Annotated in this window: 18 protein-coding genes; 5 read left to right on the top strand and 13 right to left on the bottom strand. The window is 70.8% G+C overall.

Annotation, left to right across the window (positions count from 1 at the left end):
• Window positions 1-36 precede the first annotated feature (36 nt).
• The 3 genes from ACGF5O_RS39930 to ACGF5O_RS39920 are packed head-to-tail and all read right to left on the bottom strand — an operon-like array spanning window position 37 to window position 4,265.
• Window positions 37-3,144 carry an NACHT domain-containing protein gene (locus tag ACGF5O_RS39930; RefSeq protein ID WP_393814840.1) on the bottom strand — a complete coding sequence of 1,036 codons (3,108 nt, stop codon included), beginning with the start codon at window positions 3,142-3,144 and terminating at the stop codon, window positions 37-39.
• 12 nt (window positions 3,145-3,156) lie between these two features.
• Entirely contained in the window at window positions 3,157-3,402 is a 246-nt protein-coding gene (locus ACGF5O_RS39925; RefSeq protein ID WP_393814839.1) for a DUF397 domain-containing protein, read from the bottom strand.
• Complete coding sequence (locus ACGF5O_RS39920; RefSeq protein WP_393814838.1) at window positions 3,399-4,265, bottom strand: helix-turn-helix domain-containing protein; 867 nt, start codon at window positions 4,263-4,265, stop codon at window positions 3,399-3,401. The genes ACGF5O_RS39925 and ACGF5O_RS39920 overlap by 4 nt, the downstream gene beginning before the upstream one ends.
• 132 nt (window positions 4,266-4,397) lie before the next feature.
• On the opposite strand from ACGF5O_RS39920, the gene ACGF5O_RS39915 reads away from it, so the two are divergent.
• Entirely contained in the window at window positions 4,398-4,832 is a 435-nt protein-coding gene (locus ACGF5O_RS39915) for an ATP-binding protein (protein ID WP_393814837.1), read from the top strand.
• Between the two features lie 10 nt (window positions 4,833-4,842).
• Entirely contained in the window at window positions 4,843-5,481 is a 639-nt protein-coding gene (locus ACGF5O_RS39910; protein WP_393814836.1) for a class I SAM-dependent methyltransferase, read from the top strand.
• A 40-nt stretch (window positions 5,482-5,521) separates the two neighbouring features.
• Here ACGF5O_RS39910 and ACGF5O_RS39905 read toward each other — a convergent pair whose 3' ends face one another.
• A complete protein-coding gene (locus tag ACGF5O_RS39905) occupies window positions 5,522-6,388 on the bottom strand; it encodes an NAD(P)H-binding protein (RefSeq protein WP_393814835.1) in 867 nt (288 codons plus the stop codon).
• A gap of 104 nt (window positions 6,389-6,492) precedes the next feature.
• On the opposite strand from ACGF5O_RS39905, the gene ACGF5O_RS39900 reads away from it, so the two are divergent.
• Entirely contained in the window at window positions 6,493-7,215 is a 723-nt protein-coding gene (locus tag ACGF5O_RS39900) for a TetR/AcrR family transcriptional regulator (RefSeq protein ID WP_393814834.1), read from the top strand.
• A gap of 42 nt (window positions 7,216-7,257) precedes the next feature.
• Here the strand turns inward: ACGF5O_RS39900 and ACGF5O_RS39895 are convergent, their stop codons facing one another.
• From ACGF5O_RS39895 to ACGF5O_RS39885, 3 genes are all read right to left on the bottom strand, one after another.
• Window positions 7,258-8,451 carry a cytochrome P450 gene (locus tag ACGF5O_RS39895; protein ID WP_393814833.1) on the bottom strand — a complete coding sequence of 398 codons (1,194 nt, stop codon included), beginning with the start codon at window positions 8,449-8,451 and terminating at the stop codon, window positions 7,258-7,260.
• A 26-nt stretch (window positions 8,452-8,477) separates the two neighbouring features.
• Window positions 8,478-9,461, bottom strand: coding sequence for a DUF1259 domain-containing protein (locus ACGF5O_RS39890; RefSeq protein WP_393814832.1), 984 nt, complete (start codon window positions 9,459-9,461; stop codon window positions 8,478-8,480).
• 155 nt (window positions 9,462-9,616) lie between these two features.
• Window positions 9,617-11,521, bottom strand: coding sequence for an AMP-dependent synthetase/ligase (locus tag ACGF5O_RS39885; protein ID WP_393814985.1), 1,905 nt, complete (start codon window positions 11,519-11,521; stop codon window positions 9,617-9,619).
• Window positions 11,522-12,012: 491 nt separating this feature from the next.
• Here ACGF5O_RS39885 and ACGF5O_RS39880 point away from each other — a divergent pair, with 491 nt between their 5' ends.
• Window positions 12,013-12,855 (top strand): MaoC family dehydratase, encoded by an 843-nt coding sequence (locus ACGF5O_RS39880; RefSeq protein ID WP_393814831.1) that lies wholly within the window; start codon window positions 12,013-12,015, stop codon window positions 12,853-12,855.
• 213 nt (window positions 12,856-13,068) lie between these two features.
• Window positions 13,069-14,361 carry a DUF6716 putative glycosyltransferase gene (locus ACGF5O_RS39875; protein WP_393814830.1) on the top strand — a complete coding sequence of 431 codons (1,293 nt, stop codon included), beginning with the start codon at window positions 13,069-13,071 and terminating at the stop codon, window positions 14,359-14,361.
• 13 nt (window positions 14,362-14,374) lie between these two features.
• Here ACGF5O_RS39875 and ACGF5O_RS39870 read toward each other — a convergent pair whose 3' ends face one another.
• The 6 genes from ACGF5O_RS39870 to ACGF5O_RS39845 form a co-directional block, all read right to left on the bottom strand.
• The gene (locus ACGF5O_RS39870; RefSeq protein ID WP_393814829.1) at window positions 14,375-15,049 is read right to left on the bottom strand and encodes a TetR/AcrR family transcriptional regulator; all 675 of its coding nucleotides are present in this window, start codon (window positions 15,047-15,049) and stop codon (window positions 14,375-14,377) included.
• A 62-nt stretch (window positions 15,050-15,111) separates the two neighbouring features.
• A complete protein-coding gene (locus ACGF5O_RS39865) occupies window positions 15,112-15,411 on the bottom strand; it encodes a DUF4229 domain-containing protein (RefSeq protein WP_393814828.1) in 300 nt (99 codons plus the stop codon).
• Window positions 15,412-15,500: 89 nt separating this feature from the next.
• Window positions 15,501-16,025, bottom strand: a complete 525-nt coding sequence (locus tag ACGF5O_RS39860) for a GNAT family N-acetyltransferase (RefSeq protein ID WP_393814827.1) — start codon at window positions 16,023-16,025, stop codon at window positions 15,501-15,503.
• A gap of 193 nt (window positions 16,026-16,218) precedes the next feature.
• Window positions 16,219-17,382, bottom strand: coding sequence for an aminofutalosine synthase MqnE (gene mqnE / locus ACGF5O_RS39855; protein WP_362590936.1), 1,164 nt, complete (start codon window positions 17,380-17,382; stop codon window positions 16,219-16,221).
• A gap of 62 nt (window positions 17,383-17,444) precedes the next feature.
• Window positions 17,445-17,900: an Lrp/AsnC family transcriptional regulator gene (locus ACGF5O_RS39850; RefSeq protein ID WP_089099612.1), complete on the bottom strand. Its 456-nt coding sequence runs from the start codon at window positions 17,898-17,900 to the stop codon at window positions 17,445-17,447.
• Between the two features lie 73 nt (window positions 17,901-17,973).
• Window positions 17,974-18,621 (bottom strand): UbiX family flavin prenyltransferase, encoded by a 648-nt coding sequence (locus ACGF5O_RS39845; RefSeq protein WP_393814826.1) that lies wholly within the window; start codon window positions 18,619-18,621, stop codon window positions 17,974-17,976.
• Window positions 18,622-18,765 lie beyond the last annotated feature (144 nt).

Here is an 18,765-nt window from a genome sequence, read left to right as displayed (position 1 = left end):
GCGAGTGGGCAGGCGCTGCCGGTCGCCGTGGAGTGATCAGGAGAGTACGAGGATCAGGGTCTCGGTGGGGGTGATCCTGCCTTCGGCACGGTGGCGGAGGATCTGGAGGCCGGCGGCGACCCGGCGGTAGAGGGCGCCCAGGGCAGGATCGAAGGCGTCGTCGTCGGCCAGCGCGGCCAGCGTGAAGGCGGCGACCTCCATGTGGGCGAGGTGGACGCGCCAGAGGCCTTCTCCGGCACCGGGATCGGGCAGCGATCGGGCCAGCGACTCCAGTTGCCGCGCCAGCCGACTCATCAGCACGCCTCCGTACTTCGGCCGGTTGTCGGAAGCCGGCGTGCGTGCGACGGCATCTTCGAGCACAGGGATGATCTCGTCGTCGTGGACCGTGACGCGCCAACGCGTCTGCACGCTCAGCGGGTCGGCCACCCGCTCGACGAATGCGCGCAGGCGTCTTCTGTCCCGCGACGAAGCGTCCGATTCGCTGAACGTGAGCCACCGCAGCAGCCGGTAGGCGGAGAACGCTGCTTCGAGCAGGTCCGTCTCGGCGGGCGGAGCGGGGTAGAGCCGGTCGAGGTCGTCGGCGAAGGCCCGGCTGCGAGCGGTCGTCTCGGGAAGAGGAGCGGGGCCGTAGCCGGAAGCGACGAGGATTTCGAGGGCCATGCCGAGAGCAAGGGGGAGGCTGCCGTATCCGTCGGCAACTACGTCGGCGATTTCCCGAGCGGCAGGGAGAACCTCCGATCCGTCCTGAGCGCGGCCCGCGAGTTTGTCGGCGGCGAGAAGGGCGGCACGGCGCAGACGGACGTCGACATCCTGGGACAGGCCGACGACAGCGAGGACCTCTCTCAAGTCGACGTGCAGACCGTCCATGTGGTCGAGGCCGAGGCGGACGGCACGGTCGAGGTTGCGGGCGAGAGCGAGCGTCAGGGCGAGGGTGGCGTCGAGGTCGTAGTCGGGGGCGGTGAACTCGGCGTCATGAAGGCCGCGGACGTGTGCCAGGGTCGCCGTGAGGGCGACCAGGTCGAGTCCCTCGGGAAGGCTCGTCCCGCCCGACCACGGATGTGGAAGGCCGTCCGGAACCCACAGCTCGGGCAGAGCCCCCGGCTCCATGGCCGCGTGCCACACGCTGTGTCCGGGTACGCGGCTGGTCAAGGTGAAGGCCGGGTCGGTGACCTCCGCGTGGGTGGGCAGGCGGACGGTGGTGCCCTCGGGGAGGAGGTCGTTGATCCAGTCGACCAGTTGCACCGCCTCGGTGCGGGTGATGCCCACGGCGGGGTCCGCCGGCCTCGGCCCGGTGGGCTTGCCGGTGAACAGGCCGTACAGCTCGCGCGTGACCGGCCGGACCGTGACCTGGGCGTCGTCGCTGAGCCGTACCGTGTCGCGGAGTTGGCGGGTGACGGTGACCGCGGTCATCAGGCGGCGGCGCGGGGTGCCGGCCGGCTCGTCCAGGAGTTGCCGGCGCAGGGTGTCGAGGCGGACCGCGGTGACCGGGGACAGTTCCGTGGCCTGTTCCGCGCAGTCGAAGGCCAGGGCCAGCGTCCGGGTGGTGTTGGCCGCCAGGCACGCCTCCACGATCGGGGCCGGATCCGTACGGGCCGCGTACAGCAGCGTCGTCTCCCGCCACCAGTCCGCGTCGATCCCGGCGACGAGCACGTCGACGAGCCGGCGGTGCTGGATGTGCAGGGCCGCGAGGTGTTCCTGGAGGGTGAGGTGGGCGAAGGCGTACAGGCCGTGTTCGCGCTCCACCAGGAGTCCGCTGGTCACCACGGAGGCGAGGAAGGCGTCCGGGCCGGTGGTCGCGGCGACCCTGGCCAGCGCCGGTTCCAGCAGTTCGGCGGCCTGCCCTGCGGCGATGTCGCGACGGCCCTCGGCCATCATCGTGTACGCCAGTTCCCGCAGCACCACCTCCTTCTTCGCCCCCGGCACCTCGTCCGCGACCGTCGCCACGTTCTTCGCCTCGGCCCTGCGCCAGAGCAGCACCTGGCAGATCTCCGCGTACAGCTCCGCCCGGCTGCCGGGCAGCGCGCCCCGGTACCGGTGCACGTTCGCGATCATCGTCAGCAGCAGGGGGTTCGCCGCCAGGTCGTACAACACCGAACGGTCGCGCAGGCGTCGGATCAGGTCCTCCGCCTCCGCCGCCGCCCGCGTCTCCACCCCGGCGTCGTGCACGCCCGTGCTCAGGCGCTCGATCGTCCGGTACCAGCCGTGCAGGAAGCGGGAGATCTGCTCGCCGGTGAAGCGGCGCACCTGGAGGACGCGGGCGCGGTTGAGGGGGGCGGTCCGGTAGCCGTGGGGACGGGAGGTGAGGACGAAGTCGTTGCGCTCGTACCGCTCGACCTGTCTCTCCGCCCACGCGGAGACGTGCCTGCGGTCCTCCTCCCGGGCCACCTCGTCCAGACCGTCGAGCAGCACCAGGCAACGCCCGTCCCGCAGTTGCTCCTCGAACCAGCCCTCGGGTTCCGGTGGTTCCAGGCTGCCCACCGACGCCGTGATGATCTGCGGGAGCGTAAGAGAGGGGTCCGCCGTGATCGCCTCCGCGTGGTCGCGGAGGTAGAGGAGTACCGGTACACGGCCGTGGGAGTCTCCCGCCAGCCGCAGCGCCAAGTGCTTGAGCAGCGTGGTCTTTCCCGTGCCCGGTGCGCCGATCAGCGCCAGGCATGCGCCCTGCTCGCCGTCCAGGAACTCGTCGATCGACTGCCGCGCCCCGGGCCCGGGTACGGCACCGGCCAGCGGTTCCCGTTCCGCCGTGTGCACCGGTCCCGGCGCCACGCTCACATCGACGAACACCTCTTCCAGCCCCGGCGTGTAATCCCCGCGCGTGGCCAGCCCCTTGAGATCGACGAAGCGGTGCGTGCTGCGGACATGACGCCGGTACGACTGCTCGAACCTCGACGTCCGCCGTTGCAGCCAACGGTCGATGGTGTCGGCGACCCGCGTCACCCAGCGGCCCTGCAACTCCCCGAAGACCTTGCCCGCGAAGCCGGTCACGACCACCAGCACCTCGTACCCGACCAGTGCGCAGGCCGCGAGGACCGGGTGCCGCGCGACGCCGGAGTGGTACGCCGCCCCGAGGGCACCTGGCGGCACAACCGTGACCGCGACCAGGCCGACCCGAGCCAGAACCGCCGATCCTCCCCCGTCCCCCATCGCCGCGGCCCCCTACGAGGAGGCGATCCCCGTCAGAAACGCCGACCAGGAGGAGAGGGAGAGGGTCAGGTGGGGGGCGGCTCTGCGCTTGGAGTCGCGGATGTGGATGGCGGAGGGATGGGTGCGGACTTCGAGGCACTCGCCGCCCCCGCCGCTGCTGTACGACGACTTACGCCAGGTGTAGGCGGCTTCGACGCAATCGCCGCCCTCGCCGCTGCTGTAGCTGGCCTTGAACCAGGTGAGTTCCTCGCTGCTCATAGCTGCTCCAGCTTCCCTTCGATCAACACGCGGGATTCCATGGGCGGTAGAGCCATCGCCCGCATGATCCCATAGCGGTCCGCGATCTTTCGGACCTCTTCCAAGTCGGTGATGAGCCGGGGGTATCCCTGCGCCTCCGTGTACGCAACCTGCGCATGCTTCTTGGGGGTCAAGAGGTTGAACGCACTGTCCAGGTTGGGATGTTCCTGGACCTTGGTTGGCATCACCTGGATCTCCACGTTCCGCATAGCGCCGACGCGCAACAGGCGTTCCAACTGCACCTTGTGCACGCGTGGTCCACCGATCGGCCGGTCCAGCACGACCTCTTCGATTACGTAACTCACGACAGGCGAGGGCCACTTCTCGAAGACCTGCTGACGCGAGAGTCGGTCGGCAACCCGCCTCTCGATGGTCTCCTCGTCGAGGAACGGGCGACGTTTGGCGAACACAGCCCTCGCGTGATCCTCGGTCTGGAGCAATCCATGCACCGCATGGTTGGAGTAGTGATGCAGCTCGACAGCCTCGGCCTCAAGCACCGCGTATCCCCTGTACCACTCGGGATGCCGCGTCCGCGCCCTCTTCATCGCCTCCTTCAGCTCAGGGATCGCCGCGACCAGCAACCCCCCGGCCCCCAACAACTCGTCCGCCTTCACGAGCATGTCCGGCTGCGGGACGCGCACCCCCCTCTCCATCGCCGAGATGGCATCGGGGCCGTACCCCACCATCGCCCCGAACTCCTTCTGCGTGAGCCCCGCCCGCTCGCGCAGCAGCTTCAGCATCTTGCCCAGGGCTGTGATGAGCCCCGTCGTCCCGTCGGCCTCCGCCGGAGTCTCCGGCCTCCGCTCCTGCTGTACGTCCGTCACGCACCCACCGCCTCGACGTCCTCGTGGTCACGGCCGACGACCCGTACGCCTCACCCGACACACCCGTACGGTCACCGTGAGTCGCGCGATCGCCCCTGGTCAGGGTACGGAGAACCGACCACGCTCTGTCACGTGAACGCCGAAATCTCCACCCCCACCGCCGAACTGACCCAGCGTCTGAGCGCCACCCCACGCGGCGCACGGCTGGCCCGCCGCCTCGTGGCCAACGCGCTGGACACCTGGGGTCACCCCTACGACGGCGACCTGAACCACACCGCCCAGCACCTGGTCGCGGAGCTGGCCGCGAACGCCGTCACCCACGGTCGCGTCCCCGGCCGGGACTTCGAGGTGCGGCTGCTGCTGCTCGCCGAGGACGACACCCTCCGTATCGAGGTGAGTGACGCGAGGGGCGACCGGGGGCTGCGGTTCGTGACGGATCCGGAGGCGGACGGGGGACGGGGGTTGGTGCTCGTGTCGTTGCTGGCCCGTACCTGGGGGGTCACCGGGCGGGACGTCGGCAAGACGGTGTGGGCCGAGCTCGGGTTGTCTGTCAGTGGCGGCCGTTAGGGTCCGCGGCATGACAGCCGACTTCCTGGACGCCACCCGTACGTTCTACGACGCGATCGCCTCCGACTACGCGGACCGCTTCCGCTCCGAGTTCGCCAAGAGGCCCGTGGAGAGGGCCATGTTGGACGTGTTCGCCGAACTCGTGGGCCCCGGCGCCGAGGTGGCCGATCTCGGCTGCGGTCCCGGCCGGGTGACCGGTCGGCTGGCCGCGCTGGGGCTGTCGGTCTTCGGCCTCGACCTCTCGGAGTCGATGCTCGCCATCGCCCGCCGCGAGAATCCCGGACTGCGCTTCCTCCAGGGCTCGATGCTGGACCTGGAGGCGGCGGACGGGGCGTTGGACGGCGTGCTGTGCTGGTACTCGTCCATCCACACGCCGGACGACCGGCTGCCGGCGCTGTTCGGTGAGTTCCGGAGGGTGCTGCGGCCCGGCGGGCGGCTGCTCCTGGCGTTCCAGGTGGGGGACGTGGCACGGCGGCACGAGAACCCCTGGGGGCATCCGGTGACGCTGGACTTCCTGCGGCGGCGGCCGGAGCGGATGACGGCCCTGCTGGCCGACGCCGGGTTCACGCTGTACTCCAGCACGGTGCGGGAACCGGACGCCGGGCTCGGGGAGGTCAGCCCGCAGGCCTTTCTGCTGGCCGAGCGCTAACGGGCCGACATGGACCCGCGACCACGCGATCGGCCCGTCCTCACCCCTGGGCGAGCCGCTCGCGCAGCAGGGTGCGCACGGAGACGGGTTCGCGGCCGAGCAGCTGGGCCAGCGCGGGGTCGGGGGTCGCGAACTCGCCCTCGCGGGCGGCGGTGAAGATGGTCAGGAGCTGGTCGGCCGTTTCGGCGGGCACGCCGCCGGCCACCAGGCGGGCGTGGAACATGGCGTCCGGTGCGGTGGTCCGGGTGACGGTTCGGCCGGTGAGCTCGCTCACGAGGGCGGCGAGGTCGGCGAAGGTGAGCGCCTCGGTCCCGGTGAGCGGGGGCGTCGGCCCCTCGAACCGGTGGCCCTCGTCCGCCAGGATCACCGCCGCCGCCTCTGCCAGGTCGGCGTGCGCCGTCCAGCAGACCGGGCCGTCGGCGGGCAGGGCCACCTCTCCGGCGGCCAGGCCCGGGGCGAGGAAGTCGAGCCCGCTGGCCGCGTGGAAGCCGTTGCGCAGAGAGGTCCAGGGGATGCCGGAGGCGGCGAGGGCCTCCTCCGTGGCCGCGTGGTCGCGGCAGGCCTGGAAGCGGGAGGTGGGGCTCGCACCCATCTGGGCGGTGTAGAGGATCCGGCGGGCGCCGGCCGCGACGGCCGCGGCTATGGCGGTGCGGTGCTGCCGTACGGTCTCCTCGCCCATCCGGTCGACGGAGACGATCAGTATCCGGGTGCCGCCCTCGAAGGCGTGTGCCAGGCCTGCCGGTTCGGTGAAGCTGCCCTGCCGTACCCGCACGCCCCGGTCCGCGAGGGCCTGCGCCTTCTTCGGGTCGCGGACGCTGACGCCGACCCGGTCCGCCGGTACGCGGGCCAGCAGGTGCTCCACGGTCTGGCTGCCGAGCTGTCCGGTGGCTCCGGTCACGATGATCATGATGTCCTCCGACTACGACGTTCTGCGACGTTGATAACAACGGAAACATCTCAACGATAACATCGATACTAACGATGGAAGCAAGGGGGCGATATCGTTGATACATGCCTTCCGGATCACGTGCCACGAACGCCGCCACCGGCTCCGCCCCCGACACCCGGCAGCGCGTCATCGACGCCGCCATCGGGCTGCTGGAGCGCGAGGGGCGGGACGCCGTCACCACCCGCGCGGTCGCCGTTGCCGCGGGGCTCCAGCCGCCGGCCATCTACCGGCTGTTCGGCGACAAGGAGGGGCTGCTGGAGGCGGTGGCCGAGCACGGCTTCGCCGCCTTCCTCGCGAGCAAGCGCGTCGTCCCGGACCCCGAGGACCCGATCCAGGACCTGCGGGACAGCTGGGACCTGGCGGTCCGGTTCGGTCTGGAGAACCCCGCGCTGTACTCGCTGATGTACGGCGACGTCGCGCGCAGCGACTCGCCGGCCTTCCGGACCGGGCTGGAGATCCTCCGGGGCCGGGTCCGGCGGCTGGCTGTCGGCGGGCGGCTGCGGGTCGGCGAGGCCCTCGCGGCCAATGTCATCCACGCCACGGCCCGCGGCGCCGTCCTCACTTGGCTGTCCATGCCGACGGGCGACCGCGACCCGGCGCTGCTGACCACCCTCCGGGAGGCGATGGTCACGGCCATCACCACGGAGGAACCCGCCGTACGCACCGCGGGCCCGGGCGGCGCCGCCCGGGCCCTGCGTGCCGGCCTCCCCGACCAGACGGTCCTCAGCCGGGCCGAACAGCACCTCATGACCGAGTGGCTGGACCGCCTGGCCGCCGACGCTTAGGACACCGCCGCGCGCCGGCCGCCGGGCGGCCCTCCGTACCTGCTACCAGGCCACCGGCAGCTCCAGCGGGAACCGGCGGATGGTCTCGGTGTCCCAGCGGACCTCCTCCGGGCGCACCGCCAGGCGGAGGTCGGGGAAGCGGTCCAGGAGGCGGCCGACGGCGACCTCCAGTTCGGCCATCGCCAGGGGGACCGCGATGCACCGGTGGCCGCCCCAGCCGAAGGTCATGTGGGGGGCGACCGGACGGTCGGGCACGATCTCGTGCGGGTCCGGGTAGCGGTCGGGGTCGCGGTTGGCCGTCAGGTACGAGACGTGGACGAAGTCGCCGCGCCGGATGAGCACCCCGTCGAGTTCGACGTCCTCCAGCGCCACCCGGGGAATGCCCACGCCCTTCCGGAAGGGGATGTACCGGAGCAGTTCGTGGAGGAACTCCGTCAGGTCCTTCTGGTGCGCGTAGGCGTACTCCGCCAGCTCCGGGCGGGTCAGCAGCAGGTACATGATGTTGCTGATCTGGCAGGTCGCCGTGTCCTGGCCGCTGAGCGTGAGCGTCAGCAGCAGGACGGCCAGTTCCCTGTCGTCGAGGTGGTCGTCACCGTCCCGTGCCTGGACGAGCAGGCTGACGAGGTCCGTGCCGGGGGCTTTGCGGCGTTGGGTGACGAGTTCGCCGAAGTAGGCCGTCAGGTCCTGCTTGGCCGCGCGGGCGACGTCGCGGTTGCCCGAGCCCAGCACCAGCAGCCGGTGGACCTGCTCCTGCATCCGGGGCCACTTCGCGCGCTCGATGCCCAGCAGGTCCATGATCGTGTGCTGGGGAAGAGGGTCGGACAGGTGCCGGACCAGGTCGGCCGGCGGGCCCTCGGACTCCATCTCGTCCAGCAGCCGGTCCGTGAGGAGGGAGATCCGGTCCCGCATACGGTCCACATGCTGCTGGGTGAAGACCTGGGTGGCCAGATGCCGGATCCGGCTGCTGAGCGGCGGGTCCATCACGTTGATCGACTCGGGGGAGACGATCGGCTCGGCCGTCATCCGCGGATAGTCGTACTCGATGATCGCCGCCCGGCTGAACCGGGGGTCCGTGGTCACCTGCTGCACGGACTCGAATCTGCTTACCAGCCAGGCGTCCGAGTCGCCGTACGGCAGCCGGATGGTGCCGAGGGACTCGCGCTCCATGAAGCCGGCCAGGGCCGGATCGAACTCGAGGGCCTCGCTGAAACCGAAGGGACAGTTGATCGCCTGCACGTTCTTCTCCTTCGTAGGTCGGCCGCTCAGTGGAACGGCACGACATTGGTTGCGTGGACGGCGGCGCGCAGGTCCTTCGCGAGCCGCACGGCGTCGCCGATCGCCCAGTAGTGGAGAAAGAACAGGCGCGGCTCGTCCATCAGGTTGTGGTGGTGGAGTTCGACGATGCCGACCCCGCCCTTGCGCAGGAACTTCAGGACCGGCTGGACCTCGCCCGCGGTCATCACGAAGTCACCGTTGATCGCGGCCCTTCCCCGGCCGAGCGGCTGGAAGTTGATGGTGGTCACCGAGCCGAGGCCGGTCGGCAGGATCATGTCCCCGTCCACGATCTGCTCCGCGCGCGCCCAGACGCTTTTGTAGGTGCCCTCGTCCTGGGAGCCCTTGCTGCCGAAGGCGTCGTCGATGCCCTTGGTGTCCAGGTCGAGCGTCGGGGTGGTGGGTGGCCGGTGGGGCGGGGTGCCGGTGCGGTCGAAAGCCGCGCGCAGTCCCCTGGCGATGGGTACCGGGTCGTGGCTGTGGGCGTGCAGGTGCAGCCACCACAGGGCGGGCTGGTGGGAGAGCAGATGCTTGTGTACGGCGTTGATGGCGATGCCGTGCGCGAGGAGCGCGTCGGTGAAGCCGTCCATTTCGTGCTCGGTGACCACCGCGTCGCCCATCAGCAGGTGGCTGCCGTCCTTGTACCGGACGAAGGCGGTGTGGGTGCCGAGGGCCAGCGCGGTCTCGATCCGCACACCCCGGGAGAACACCTTGAGGTCCCGGCGGGGCAGGCCGGTGTGGTACATGTACCGCTTCATGTCGCCCGGTCGCCCCAGGGCCTTGGTCACCTCTGCCCAGTCGGCGAGCTGGGTCGGCTCGGGTTCGACCAGGGCGCGCGGGTGTTCGTGGGAGAGGGCGCGCGCGGGCGGGGTCGCGGCGCCCGCGAGGACGGGGGCCACGGCACCCGCAGCGAGGACGCGGCGACGGGTGGTGGCCGGTCCGGGGAGCGCTTCCTGCTGCCGGTCGTCAACCATGGTTAAACCTCCTGGCGCGATGGAATCACGGGACCTGCCCGGGTCCCGTGATTCCATCGCGCCGGTGGGGCCAGGTGGACTAACACAAGTCACCGGGCACGGAGGCGGACCACTCCGCGTGACGGCCGCGGATCACCTTCCGCAACGGCCGCGGATCACTTCGCGTACAGGCCCTCGATCTCCGTCGCGAAGTCCTTCATGACCGCCTCGCGGCGCAGCTTCATCGAGGGGGTCAGATGCCCGGCCTCCTCGGTGAAGTCGACGGGGAGCATCTCGAAGCGGCGGATGGACTCGGGGCGGGAGACGAGTTTGTTGGCCTCGTCGACCGCGCGTTGCAGGACGGCCCGCAGCTCGGCGTCGTCCAGGAGGAGTTCCGGCGGCACCGGGTGCTTGCCGTTCATCTGGCGCCAGTGGGTGAGGCCGTCCCGGTCGAGGGTGATGAGGGCGCTGACGTACGGCAGCCCGTCGCCGATGAGCATCACCTGGGAGATGAGGGGGTGCGAGCGCAGCCAGTTCTCCAGCGGGGCCGGGGCGACCGACTTGCCGCCGGCCGTGATCAGCATCTCCTTCTTGCGGCCGGTGATGGTGAGGTAGCCCTCGTCGTCGAGTTCGCCGAGGTCGCCGGTGGCCAGCCAGCCGTCCCGGGTCGCCGGGACGACCCCGCCGGCCGCCGGGTCCCAGTAGCCGCGCAGGACGTGGTCGCCGGCGACCAGGATCTCGCCGTCGGCGGCGATCCGGACCTTGGTGCCGGGCATCGGCCAGCCGACCGTGCCGAGGCGGGGCTTCAGGGGCGGGGTGCAGGTGCTGGCGGCGGTGGTCTCGGTCAGGCCGTAGCCCTCGTAGATCTCGATGCCCGCCCCTGCGTAGAACGCGGCGAGGCGGCGGCCCAGCGGGGAGCCGCCGCAGATGATGTGGCGGACCCTGCCGCCCATGGCGGTGCGGATACGGCGGTAGACGAGGGGGTCGTAGAAGGCGCGGGCGGTCTTCAGGGCGCGGCCGGGCCCGCTGCCGGTGCCGGTCTGTTTGGCCTCCAGCGCCTCGCCGTAGCGCTGCGCGACCGCGGTGGCCCGGTCGAAGACGGAGACCCGGCCGCCCGCCTCGGCTTTCGCCCGGGCGGTGTTGAAGACCTTCTCCAGCATGTAGGGGATGGTGAGGAGGCAGGTCGGTTTGAACCCGGCGAGGTCCGGGAGCAGGTCCTCGGCCTTGAGGCTGGGGGCGTGGCCGAGGCGGACCCCGGCGCGGACGCAGGCGATCGCCACCATGCGGCCGAAGACGTGGGACATGGGCAGGAAGAGGAGGATCGAGACCTCCTCGTCGTTGCGCGCCTTGAAGATCGGGTAGAGGAGTTCGATCGCGTTGTCGACCTCGGCGAAGAAGTTGCCGTGCGAGAGGGCGCAGCCCTTGGGGCGGCCGGTGGTGCCCGAGGTGTAGATGAGGGTGGCCAGGGTGTCGGGGCCCAGCATGCCCCGCCGTACGCCCACCTCGGCGTCCGGCACCGGTGCGCCGGCCTCCGCGAGCCGGTCCACGTGCCCCTTCTCCATCACCCACAGGTGCCTGAGGTCGGGCAGCCGGTCGAGTTCGGGGCCGAGCGCGGCGGCCTGTGCGCTGGTCTCGGTGACCAGGGCGACGGCGCCCGAGTCGTGCATGATCCAGCGGGTCTGGAAGACGGAGGAGGTCGGGTAGATCGGCACGGTCACCAGGCCGGCCGCCCAGGCGCCGAAGTCGAGGAGGGTCCATTCGTACGTCGTCCGGGCCATGATCGCGATCCGGTCGCCGGGCAGCAGCCCCTCGGCGATCAGGCCCTTCGCCACGGCCTGCACCTGGGCGGCGAACTGAACGGCCGTCACGTGGTCCCAACGGCCTTCGTCCTCGGCCGACTTGCGGCTGAGCACCACGGCGCCCGGCTCCGCCTCCGCGTTCTCGAACGGCAGGTCGGCGAGCGAGCCGTGCCGCATCGGGGGCGCGAACGGCGGTACGTACGCCTCCCGTACCACCCCGTCCAGCCGCTGCACGAGGGGCTCGACCAGGATCGGGTTCCCGTCGTAGTCCGTGGCCTGGATCGCCGCGCCGGAGGAGAGGGGGACGGCGGCGTTCGGATAAGAGGACGTGGACACGGGGCGGCTCCTCGGGCGTGCAGCGGTGAACTGCTTGCTGCATGACGTACGTGCCTCGCGCACCGAGGCGTTCACCGGCACCGGGCCTCAGGAAGGGGTTACCGGCGGTTCAGGCTGGAGATCGTACGGGGCCGCTGTGGCGGGGTTGTGGGTTTTCGGGGGTTGTCCGGGGCCGGGCCTGTGCAATCCCGGAGGTTACGTGAGGGTCCTTCACGTTCGGCCCGTTTCCCGGTACTTGACAGCTGTGACATAGGCTTACCTACGGTAACCTTACTCCAGAGTCAGGAATTGGGCCATATGTGGGGCGTGGCGGCTGTGGAGCGGGTGCGGGTGGGTGGGGGCTGGTCGCGCCCACGCGGCGGCAGCCGCATGTCAAACGCAGCCCCGCGCCCCTAAAGGCAGGGCGCTTCCGGCACCGGCATCGAAGGGAAAACTCTGTGATCGTCCTTGACCGGGCTCCTTCTCTCGGGCCCCTGCTCGCGCTGGGTGCGCTGCGGTCGCCTTTCAAGAGGCCGGGTGCTGATGCCCCTTTCTCCCGCACCCGGCTCGTGCTGCCCGGGGTCCGTGCCGATCTCGGGAAGCTCGCCGCGTACGAGCGGGTGTGCGGGTTCGCCACCGGGGAGGACGGGCTGCCGGTCACCTACCCGCACGTGCTGGGGTTTCCGCTGGCCATGCGGCTCATGAGCGCGCGGGAGTTCCCGTTGCCGCTGCTGGGGCTGGTGCACACCTCCATCGAGATCGAGCGGTATGCCGAGCTGCCAGGCGGCGGTACGTACGACATCGCCGTCCACGTCGAGGAGTTGCGGCCGCACCGGCGGGGCACCGAGGCCACCGTCGTGACCGGGGTGCGGGTCGGCGAGGACGTCGTATGGGAGTCGCGCAGTACGTATCTCGCGCGGCACCGTACGCGGCACTCCGGCGAGACGGCGCGGGACGAACCCGGTCGCCCGCCGCTGCCCGTGGTCGAGGAGTGGCGGATCGCCGGGGACGTCGGCCGGCGGTACGGGGCCGCCTCCGGGGACCGCAACCCCATCCACCTGCACCCGCTCACCGCCCGCCTCTTCGGCTTCCCCCGGGCCATCGCGCACGGCATGTGGACCGTGGCCCGCTGCCTGGCCGCGCACGGGGTGCCGACGGCGGCCCGTGTGCGGGCGGATTTCCGGGCGCCGGTGCTGCTGCCGGGCACGGTCGAATACGCCGCCGCGGACGGCCGTTTTCAATTGCACAGCGGGGACCGGGTGCACGTCGAGGGCAAAGTGCTCCCACACGTTGCCCTTTGATCCGCCAACGCTGTACAAAAAGTGTGTTTCGCCTGTCTGTGCAAATCCTGTCAGGGAATAGCGAATCCGCAGGTCACAGCCGATCCTGAGGCTTTGTCCACAGGGCACACCCAGCTCGCCCAAGGCTCCGCGAAGGAATCCCCCATGTTGTGCTCAGAATGCGTCCTTAACCTCAGCTCACTTTTATGATCCATTGCACGAAGGGCACTGAGCATGCCTCCCAGACGCGTCGCAGTAATCGCCGACTCTGACACCCGTTGGAAATGGGGGGCGTCGGTGGCCCGGCAGCTCGCCCCCGACTGCGCGCTGGACGCGTACTTCCTGCGGGGCCGGTCCACGCCCACCGAACGGCAGCTCGCCGAGATCGGCATCGAGCCCGACAGCCGGCGCGAGGTGCCCGCCGCCGCACTGGTCGACGACGAGGAGCTGGCGGCGGCCGACGTCGTGGTGCTCGCGGTCCTCGGCGGCACGGTCCTGGCGCTCGTGCACAGCCTGGGACGCGCCTGGGAGGGCCGGCTGCACCGGCCGGTCACGGTCAGCGGGTACGTCGGCGTGGTCTACGAGAAGATGGTCGACGGCCTCATGACCCGGGCCGGCACGGACCTGGTGCTCGCCAACTCCGACCACGACACCCGCCGCTTCCGCTCCGTCTTCGCGAGCGTCGGCGTCGACCCCGGCTCGGTGGTCGAGTGCGCGCTGCCCTTCCTCGGCGGCGCCCCCTACCGGCCCTCCGCCGACCGGCCGTTCACCGTCACCTTCGCGGCCCAGCCGTCCGTGCCCAAGGACCGCGCGTCCCGGCTCCGGCTCCTGGAGCGCGCCGCCGCCCACGCACGCCTCTATCCGGAGCGGCTCGTGCTGGTCAAGCTGCGCAGCCTGCCCGGCGAGCAGACCACCCATGTGGAGTCCGACCCGTACCAGGAGCTGGTCGAGACCCTCGCCGAACCCGCGCCCGCGAACCTCCAGCTCGTCTACGGCAACATGTCCGACGTGCTGGACCGCACCGACCTGCTGGTCACGGTGAGTTCGACGGCCGCCCTGGAGTCGATGCACCGGCGGATACCCACCGCGATCCTCACCGACTTCGGCGTCCGCGAGGCCCACGGCAACCACTACTTCGTGCACTCCGGCTGCCTCGCCTCCTGGGACGACATCGACGCGGGCGCGCTCCCGCAGCCCGACCCGGAGTGGGCGGCGGCCCAGGGCATCGGCAAGAGCGACCCGTACGCGGCGGCCCGGACCCGCATCGCCGAGCTGCGCGCCGCCGGCCCGCTGCGGCCGCTGCTCCCCTACTACACACCGCAGACCGCCGCTACCTACCTCGCCGGCATCCTCCGCAACAACGGCCTCGACGAAGCGGGCCGCCCCCTGCCCGTGCTGCCGGGCGCCGTGGGCCGGGGCCGGGTGAAGAAGGCCGTACGGCGGGTCGCCGGGCGGGGCGCCAAGAAGCTCTACCGCGTCGGCCACCAGCGACTGGCGCCCGCCCTGCGGAGGTGGGGGGCGGTGTGACGGACCGGGCCGGTCACGGCGGGGACCAGGGCCGGCCCTCCATCAGGTCGCCCAGGCCCGCCCAGGCGAAGTTCATCAGGGTCGCCGCCGCCTGGCGTGCCGTCACTCCCGGGGTGGCGTTGGCCCAGGCGGCCAGCGACTCGGCGGCGCCCACCAGTGCCTCGGCGAGGCCGGCGACCTCGCTCTCCGCCAGGTCGGGGTCCGTGGGGGTCCCCCCGCTCGAGCGTGTTCGAGAGTGGGGGAGGGCGGCGCGGGCGGCGGCGACGATGAGCTGGGTCACGAACGCGACGATCTCCTCGCGCATCGCCGCGACCTCGGAGGCGAACCGCTCGCCGTGCGTGCGGGCCTGGAGGTGCAGCACCGACCAGCCGTCGGGGTGCTCGGCGGTGTACGTGAAGAACGCCCGGAGACCGTCCCAGAGCTGCCGGTCGGCGGGCAGCTCGCGGTCGACGCCGGTGCGGACCGCCTCGGTCAGGGCGCTCGCCTCACGGCGGATGCAGGCCGTGAACAGGTCGTCCTTGGAGTTGAGGTACAGGTACACCAACGGTTTGGAGACACCGGCGAGTTCGGCGATCTCGTCCATCGACGCGGCCATGTAGCCGCGCTGGCCGAAGGTCCGCACGGCCGCGTCCAGCATCTGCTGCTCACGTACCGCGCGCGGCATCCGCTTGGTCTTGACGGTCCCCATGGGACAAAGCCTAGTTGGGGCCGAAGGCGCGGGAGTCGCCCAGGAGCCAGGAGCTCAGGAGCTCAGGAGGAGGTCCGGGCCTGGTCCGCCGCGTCGACCGCCTCGTCCTCCTGGCTGCGGTTGGCCTCGATGTTGGCCTGCATCCGCTCGACCCGCTGCGCCACCTGCACCGAGGCCCGGTCCCGCTCCTTGCGCAGCACGACGAAGCTGATCGGCGCCGACAGGACGAGGGAGAGCAGCAGGACCCAGAGGAAGTTGGAGTCGCCGAAGCCACGCGGGAACGCGCCGGCGAAGACGAGGCCCCAGACGACGAGGAGGCAGCCCGCGAAGATACCGAGGCGCATCAGCGTGTAGCGGAGCATCTCAATCCAGTCTTCCGATGACGAAAAGGGGCACCGTCCAGTGAAGCACGCCGTGGGGCCGATCTTTCACCGGGGTCGGTCGGGGCGGGTCAGGTCAGCGGGAGCAGCATGGTGATGTCGTCGCGGTCGTCGCCGGGGGCGACGCGGACCGCGGCCGGGACCCGGCCGACCTCCTTGTAGCCGCAGGAGCCGTAGAAGTTCTCCAGGCCGAGGCCGCCGCGGCAGCTGAGCCGTATCGCGTCGATGCCGTCGAAGCCGCGGGCGGTGTCGGCGGCGGCGGCGAGGAGGTCGCGGCCGTAGCCCTGTCCCTGGTGCTTCGGGTGCACCATCACCGTGTACAGCCACACCCAGTGCGTCATCAGCCGGTGCGTGTTGAAGGAGAAGAAGGCGGTGGCGGCGACCTCGCCGGCCTCGTCGTGCCCGACGAGGAGCCGGTGGCGGCCCTCGGCCATGGCGACGAGGTGCCGGACCAGTTCCGGGCGGATCTCCTCCGCGGTGACCGGCGCGACGAACCCGACGGCGCCCCCGGCGTTCGACACGTCCGTCCACAGGCTGAGGACACCGTCGCGGAGGGCGGGGGTGACGGCGGGGTCGAGGGTGAAGGTAAGGGGCATGGCGGGATCGTATCTATTACGCGGAGGGTTGTGCGACGACTATTCGCCATACGGACCGGGTGCGTTGTCGAGTGCCGGTGCGCCGTGGCTTGTCGCGCAGTTCCCCGCGCCCCCAAAAGCAAAAGAAGGGGCGCGGGGAACTGCGCGAACGGCCCCCACGCACCCGCACCCGACAACGCACCGTCGGCCGGGCTCAGACCCGCATCGGCTGCGGGGACTCGCGGCGCGCCGGGTCCGGGCCGTCGTACTCGCGGATGATCTCGTAGCGGGTGTTGCGCTCCACCGGACGGAAGCCCGCGTCGCGGATGAGGTCCAGCAGGTCCTCACGGGTCAGCTTGTTCGGCGTGCCGTAGTTGTCCGCGTCGTGCGTGATCTTGTACTCGACGACCGAGCCGTCCATGTCGTCGGCCCCGTGCTGCAGCGCCAGCTGCGCCGTCTGCACACCGTGCATGACCCAGAAGACCTTCACGTGCGGGACGTTGTCGAAGAGCAGGCGCGAGACCGCGAAGGTCTTCAGGGCCTCCGCGCCGGTCGCCATCTGGGTCCGGGCCTGGAGCCGGTTGCGGACCTTGCCGTCCTTCACGTCCACGAAGTCGTGCTGGTAGCGGAGCGGGATGAAGACCTGGAAGCCGTTGGTCTCGTCCTGGAGCTCGCGCAGGCGCAGGACGTGGTCCACCCGGTGCTTCGGCTCCTCGATGTGGCCGTAGAGCATCGTGCAGGGCGTCTTGAGACCCTTCTCGTGCGCCAGGCGGTGGATCCGGGACCAGTCCTCCCAGTGGGTGCGGTGGTCCACGATGTGCTGCCGGACCTCCCAGTCGAAGATCTCCGCGCCGCCGCCGGTGAGGGACTCAAGACCCGCGTCGATCAGCTCGTCGAGGATCTCGGAGGCCGACAGGCCGGAGATCGTCTCGAAATGGTGGATCTCCGTCGCCGTGAAGGCCTTCAGGGAGACGTCCGGGAGGGCCGCCTTCAGTTCGCGCAGCGACCGCGGGTAGTAGCGCCACGGCAGGTTCGGGTGCAGGCCGTTGACGATGTGCAGCTCGGTGAGGTTCTCGCCCTCCATCGCCTTGGCGAGCTTCACCGCCTCCTCGATGCGCATCGTGTACGCGTCCTTCTCGCCCGGCTTGCGCTGGAACGAGCAGTACGCGCAGGACGCGGTGCACACGTTCGTCATGTTGAGGTGGCGGTTGACGTTGAAGTGGACGACGTCACCGTTCTTCCGCGTCCGCACCTCGTGGGCGAGGCCGCCCAGCCAGGCCAGGTCGTCCGACTCGTACAGCGCGATGCCGTCCTCGCGGGTCAGCCGCTCACCGGCCCTGACCTTCTCCTCCAGCTCACGCTTGAGCCCGACGTCCATGCCCACACCTCTCTACGACGACTCCGACAACGTTACGCCCCCACCCATACGGCCCTTCGGGCCTACGCCTCTTCGGGCAGTTCCCCGACCCGGTTCTCCCACTTCGTGGACAGCACGATCGTGGTACGGGTCCGGGAGACGCCCTTCGTGCCGGACAGCCGCCTGATGGTCTTCTCCAGGCCGTCCACGTCCGTGGAGCGCACCTTGAGCATGAAGGAGTCGTCGCCGGCGATGAACCAGCAGTCCTCGATCTCCGGCAGGTCCCGCAGCCGCTGCGCCACGTCCTCGTGGTCGGCCGCGTCCGAGAGGGAGATGCCGATGAGGGCGATGACGCCGAGGCCGAGCGAGGCCGCGTTGACGGTGGCACGGTAGCCGGTGATGACCCCGGCCGCCTCCAACCGGTTGATGCGGTCGGTGACGCTGGGTCCCGACAGTCCGACGAGGCGGCCCAGCTCAGCGTACGAGGCCCGGCCGTTCTCCCTCAGGGCCTGGATGAGCTGCCTGTCCACGGCGTCCATGCGATCGAAGCCTTCCGCTGAAAGTTCCCGAAGTAGATGAGAGGTGGTGCAGAGGTACGACTACTTGCTTCCGCTACTTGCCCGCGCCGCCGCCGAGGTCGCCCGTCCAGCGGCGGTAGAGCCGGTGCCCGACGCCCGCCGCGTCCAGCACCCGCCCGGCGACGAAGTCGACCAGGTCCTGGATGTGGGTCGCGCCCGCGTAGAAGGCGGGTGAGGTGGGGACGACGACCGCCCCGAGGTCGTCCAGGGTGACCAGGTGGCGCAGGGTCTGGCCGTTCAGCGGGGTCTCGCGGACCGCGACGACGAGCGGCCGGCGTTCCTTGAGGGTGACGCTGGCCGACCGCTGGAGCAGGTCCTTGGAGAGGCCGAGGGCGACCCCGGCGACGGCGGCGGTGGACGCCGGCACGATCAGCATGCCCTTCGCCGGGTACGACCCCGAGGACGGCCCCGCGGCCAGGTCCCCGGCGCTCCAGTACCGCACTCGGGCGAGGTCCACCGCGAAGGTCCCCGGCTTGCCGTCGGCCCCCCGCGCCAGCCATTCCCCCAGGTCGTCCTGCCAGTGCGCGTCCCGGAAGGAGATCCCGGTCTCGTCCAGCAGGGTGAGCCGCGAGGCCCGGCTGACCACCAGGTCGACGCTCTCCCCCGCGTCCAGCAGGGCACGCAGCACAGCAGCGGCATACGGCGTTCCGGACGCCCCGGACACCCCCACGATCCAAGGCACGCGCTGCGTTTCTCCTGCGTTCACACCACGAGCGTACCGGCGCGCCCCATCGTGTTCAGGACGGGGCGGCAGCCTGGAACCATCCCCGGACAAGCGGGGAGCACTTGACCGTGAACGGATCCATCGGAATCGCCCTCGGATCAT

Origin of the sequence: Streptomyces sp. NPDC048291, from assembly GCF_043201715.1 — a bacterium.
Taxonomy (GTDB): Bacteria; Actinomycetota; Actinomycetes; order Streptomycetales; family Streptomycetaceae; genus Streptomyces.
Note: the sequence above shows the minus strand (reverse complement) of the source record. Positions and strands in the feature narration are given on the sequence as shown.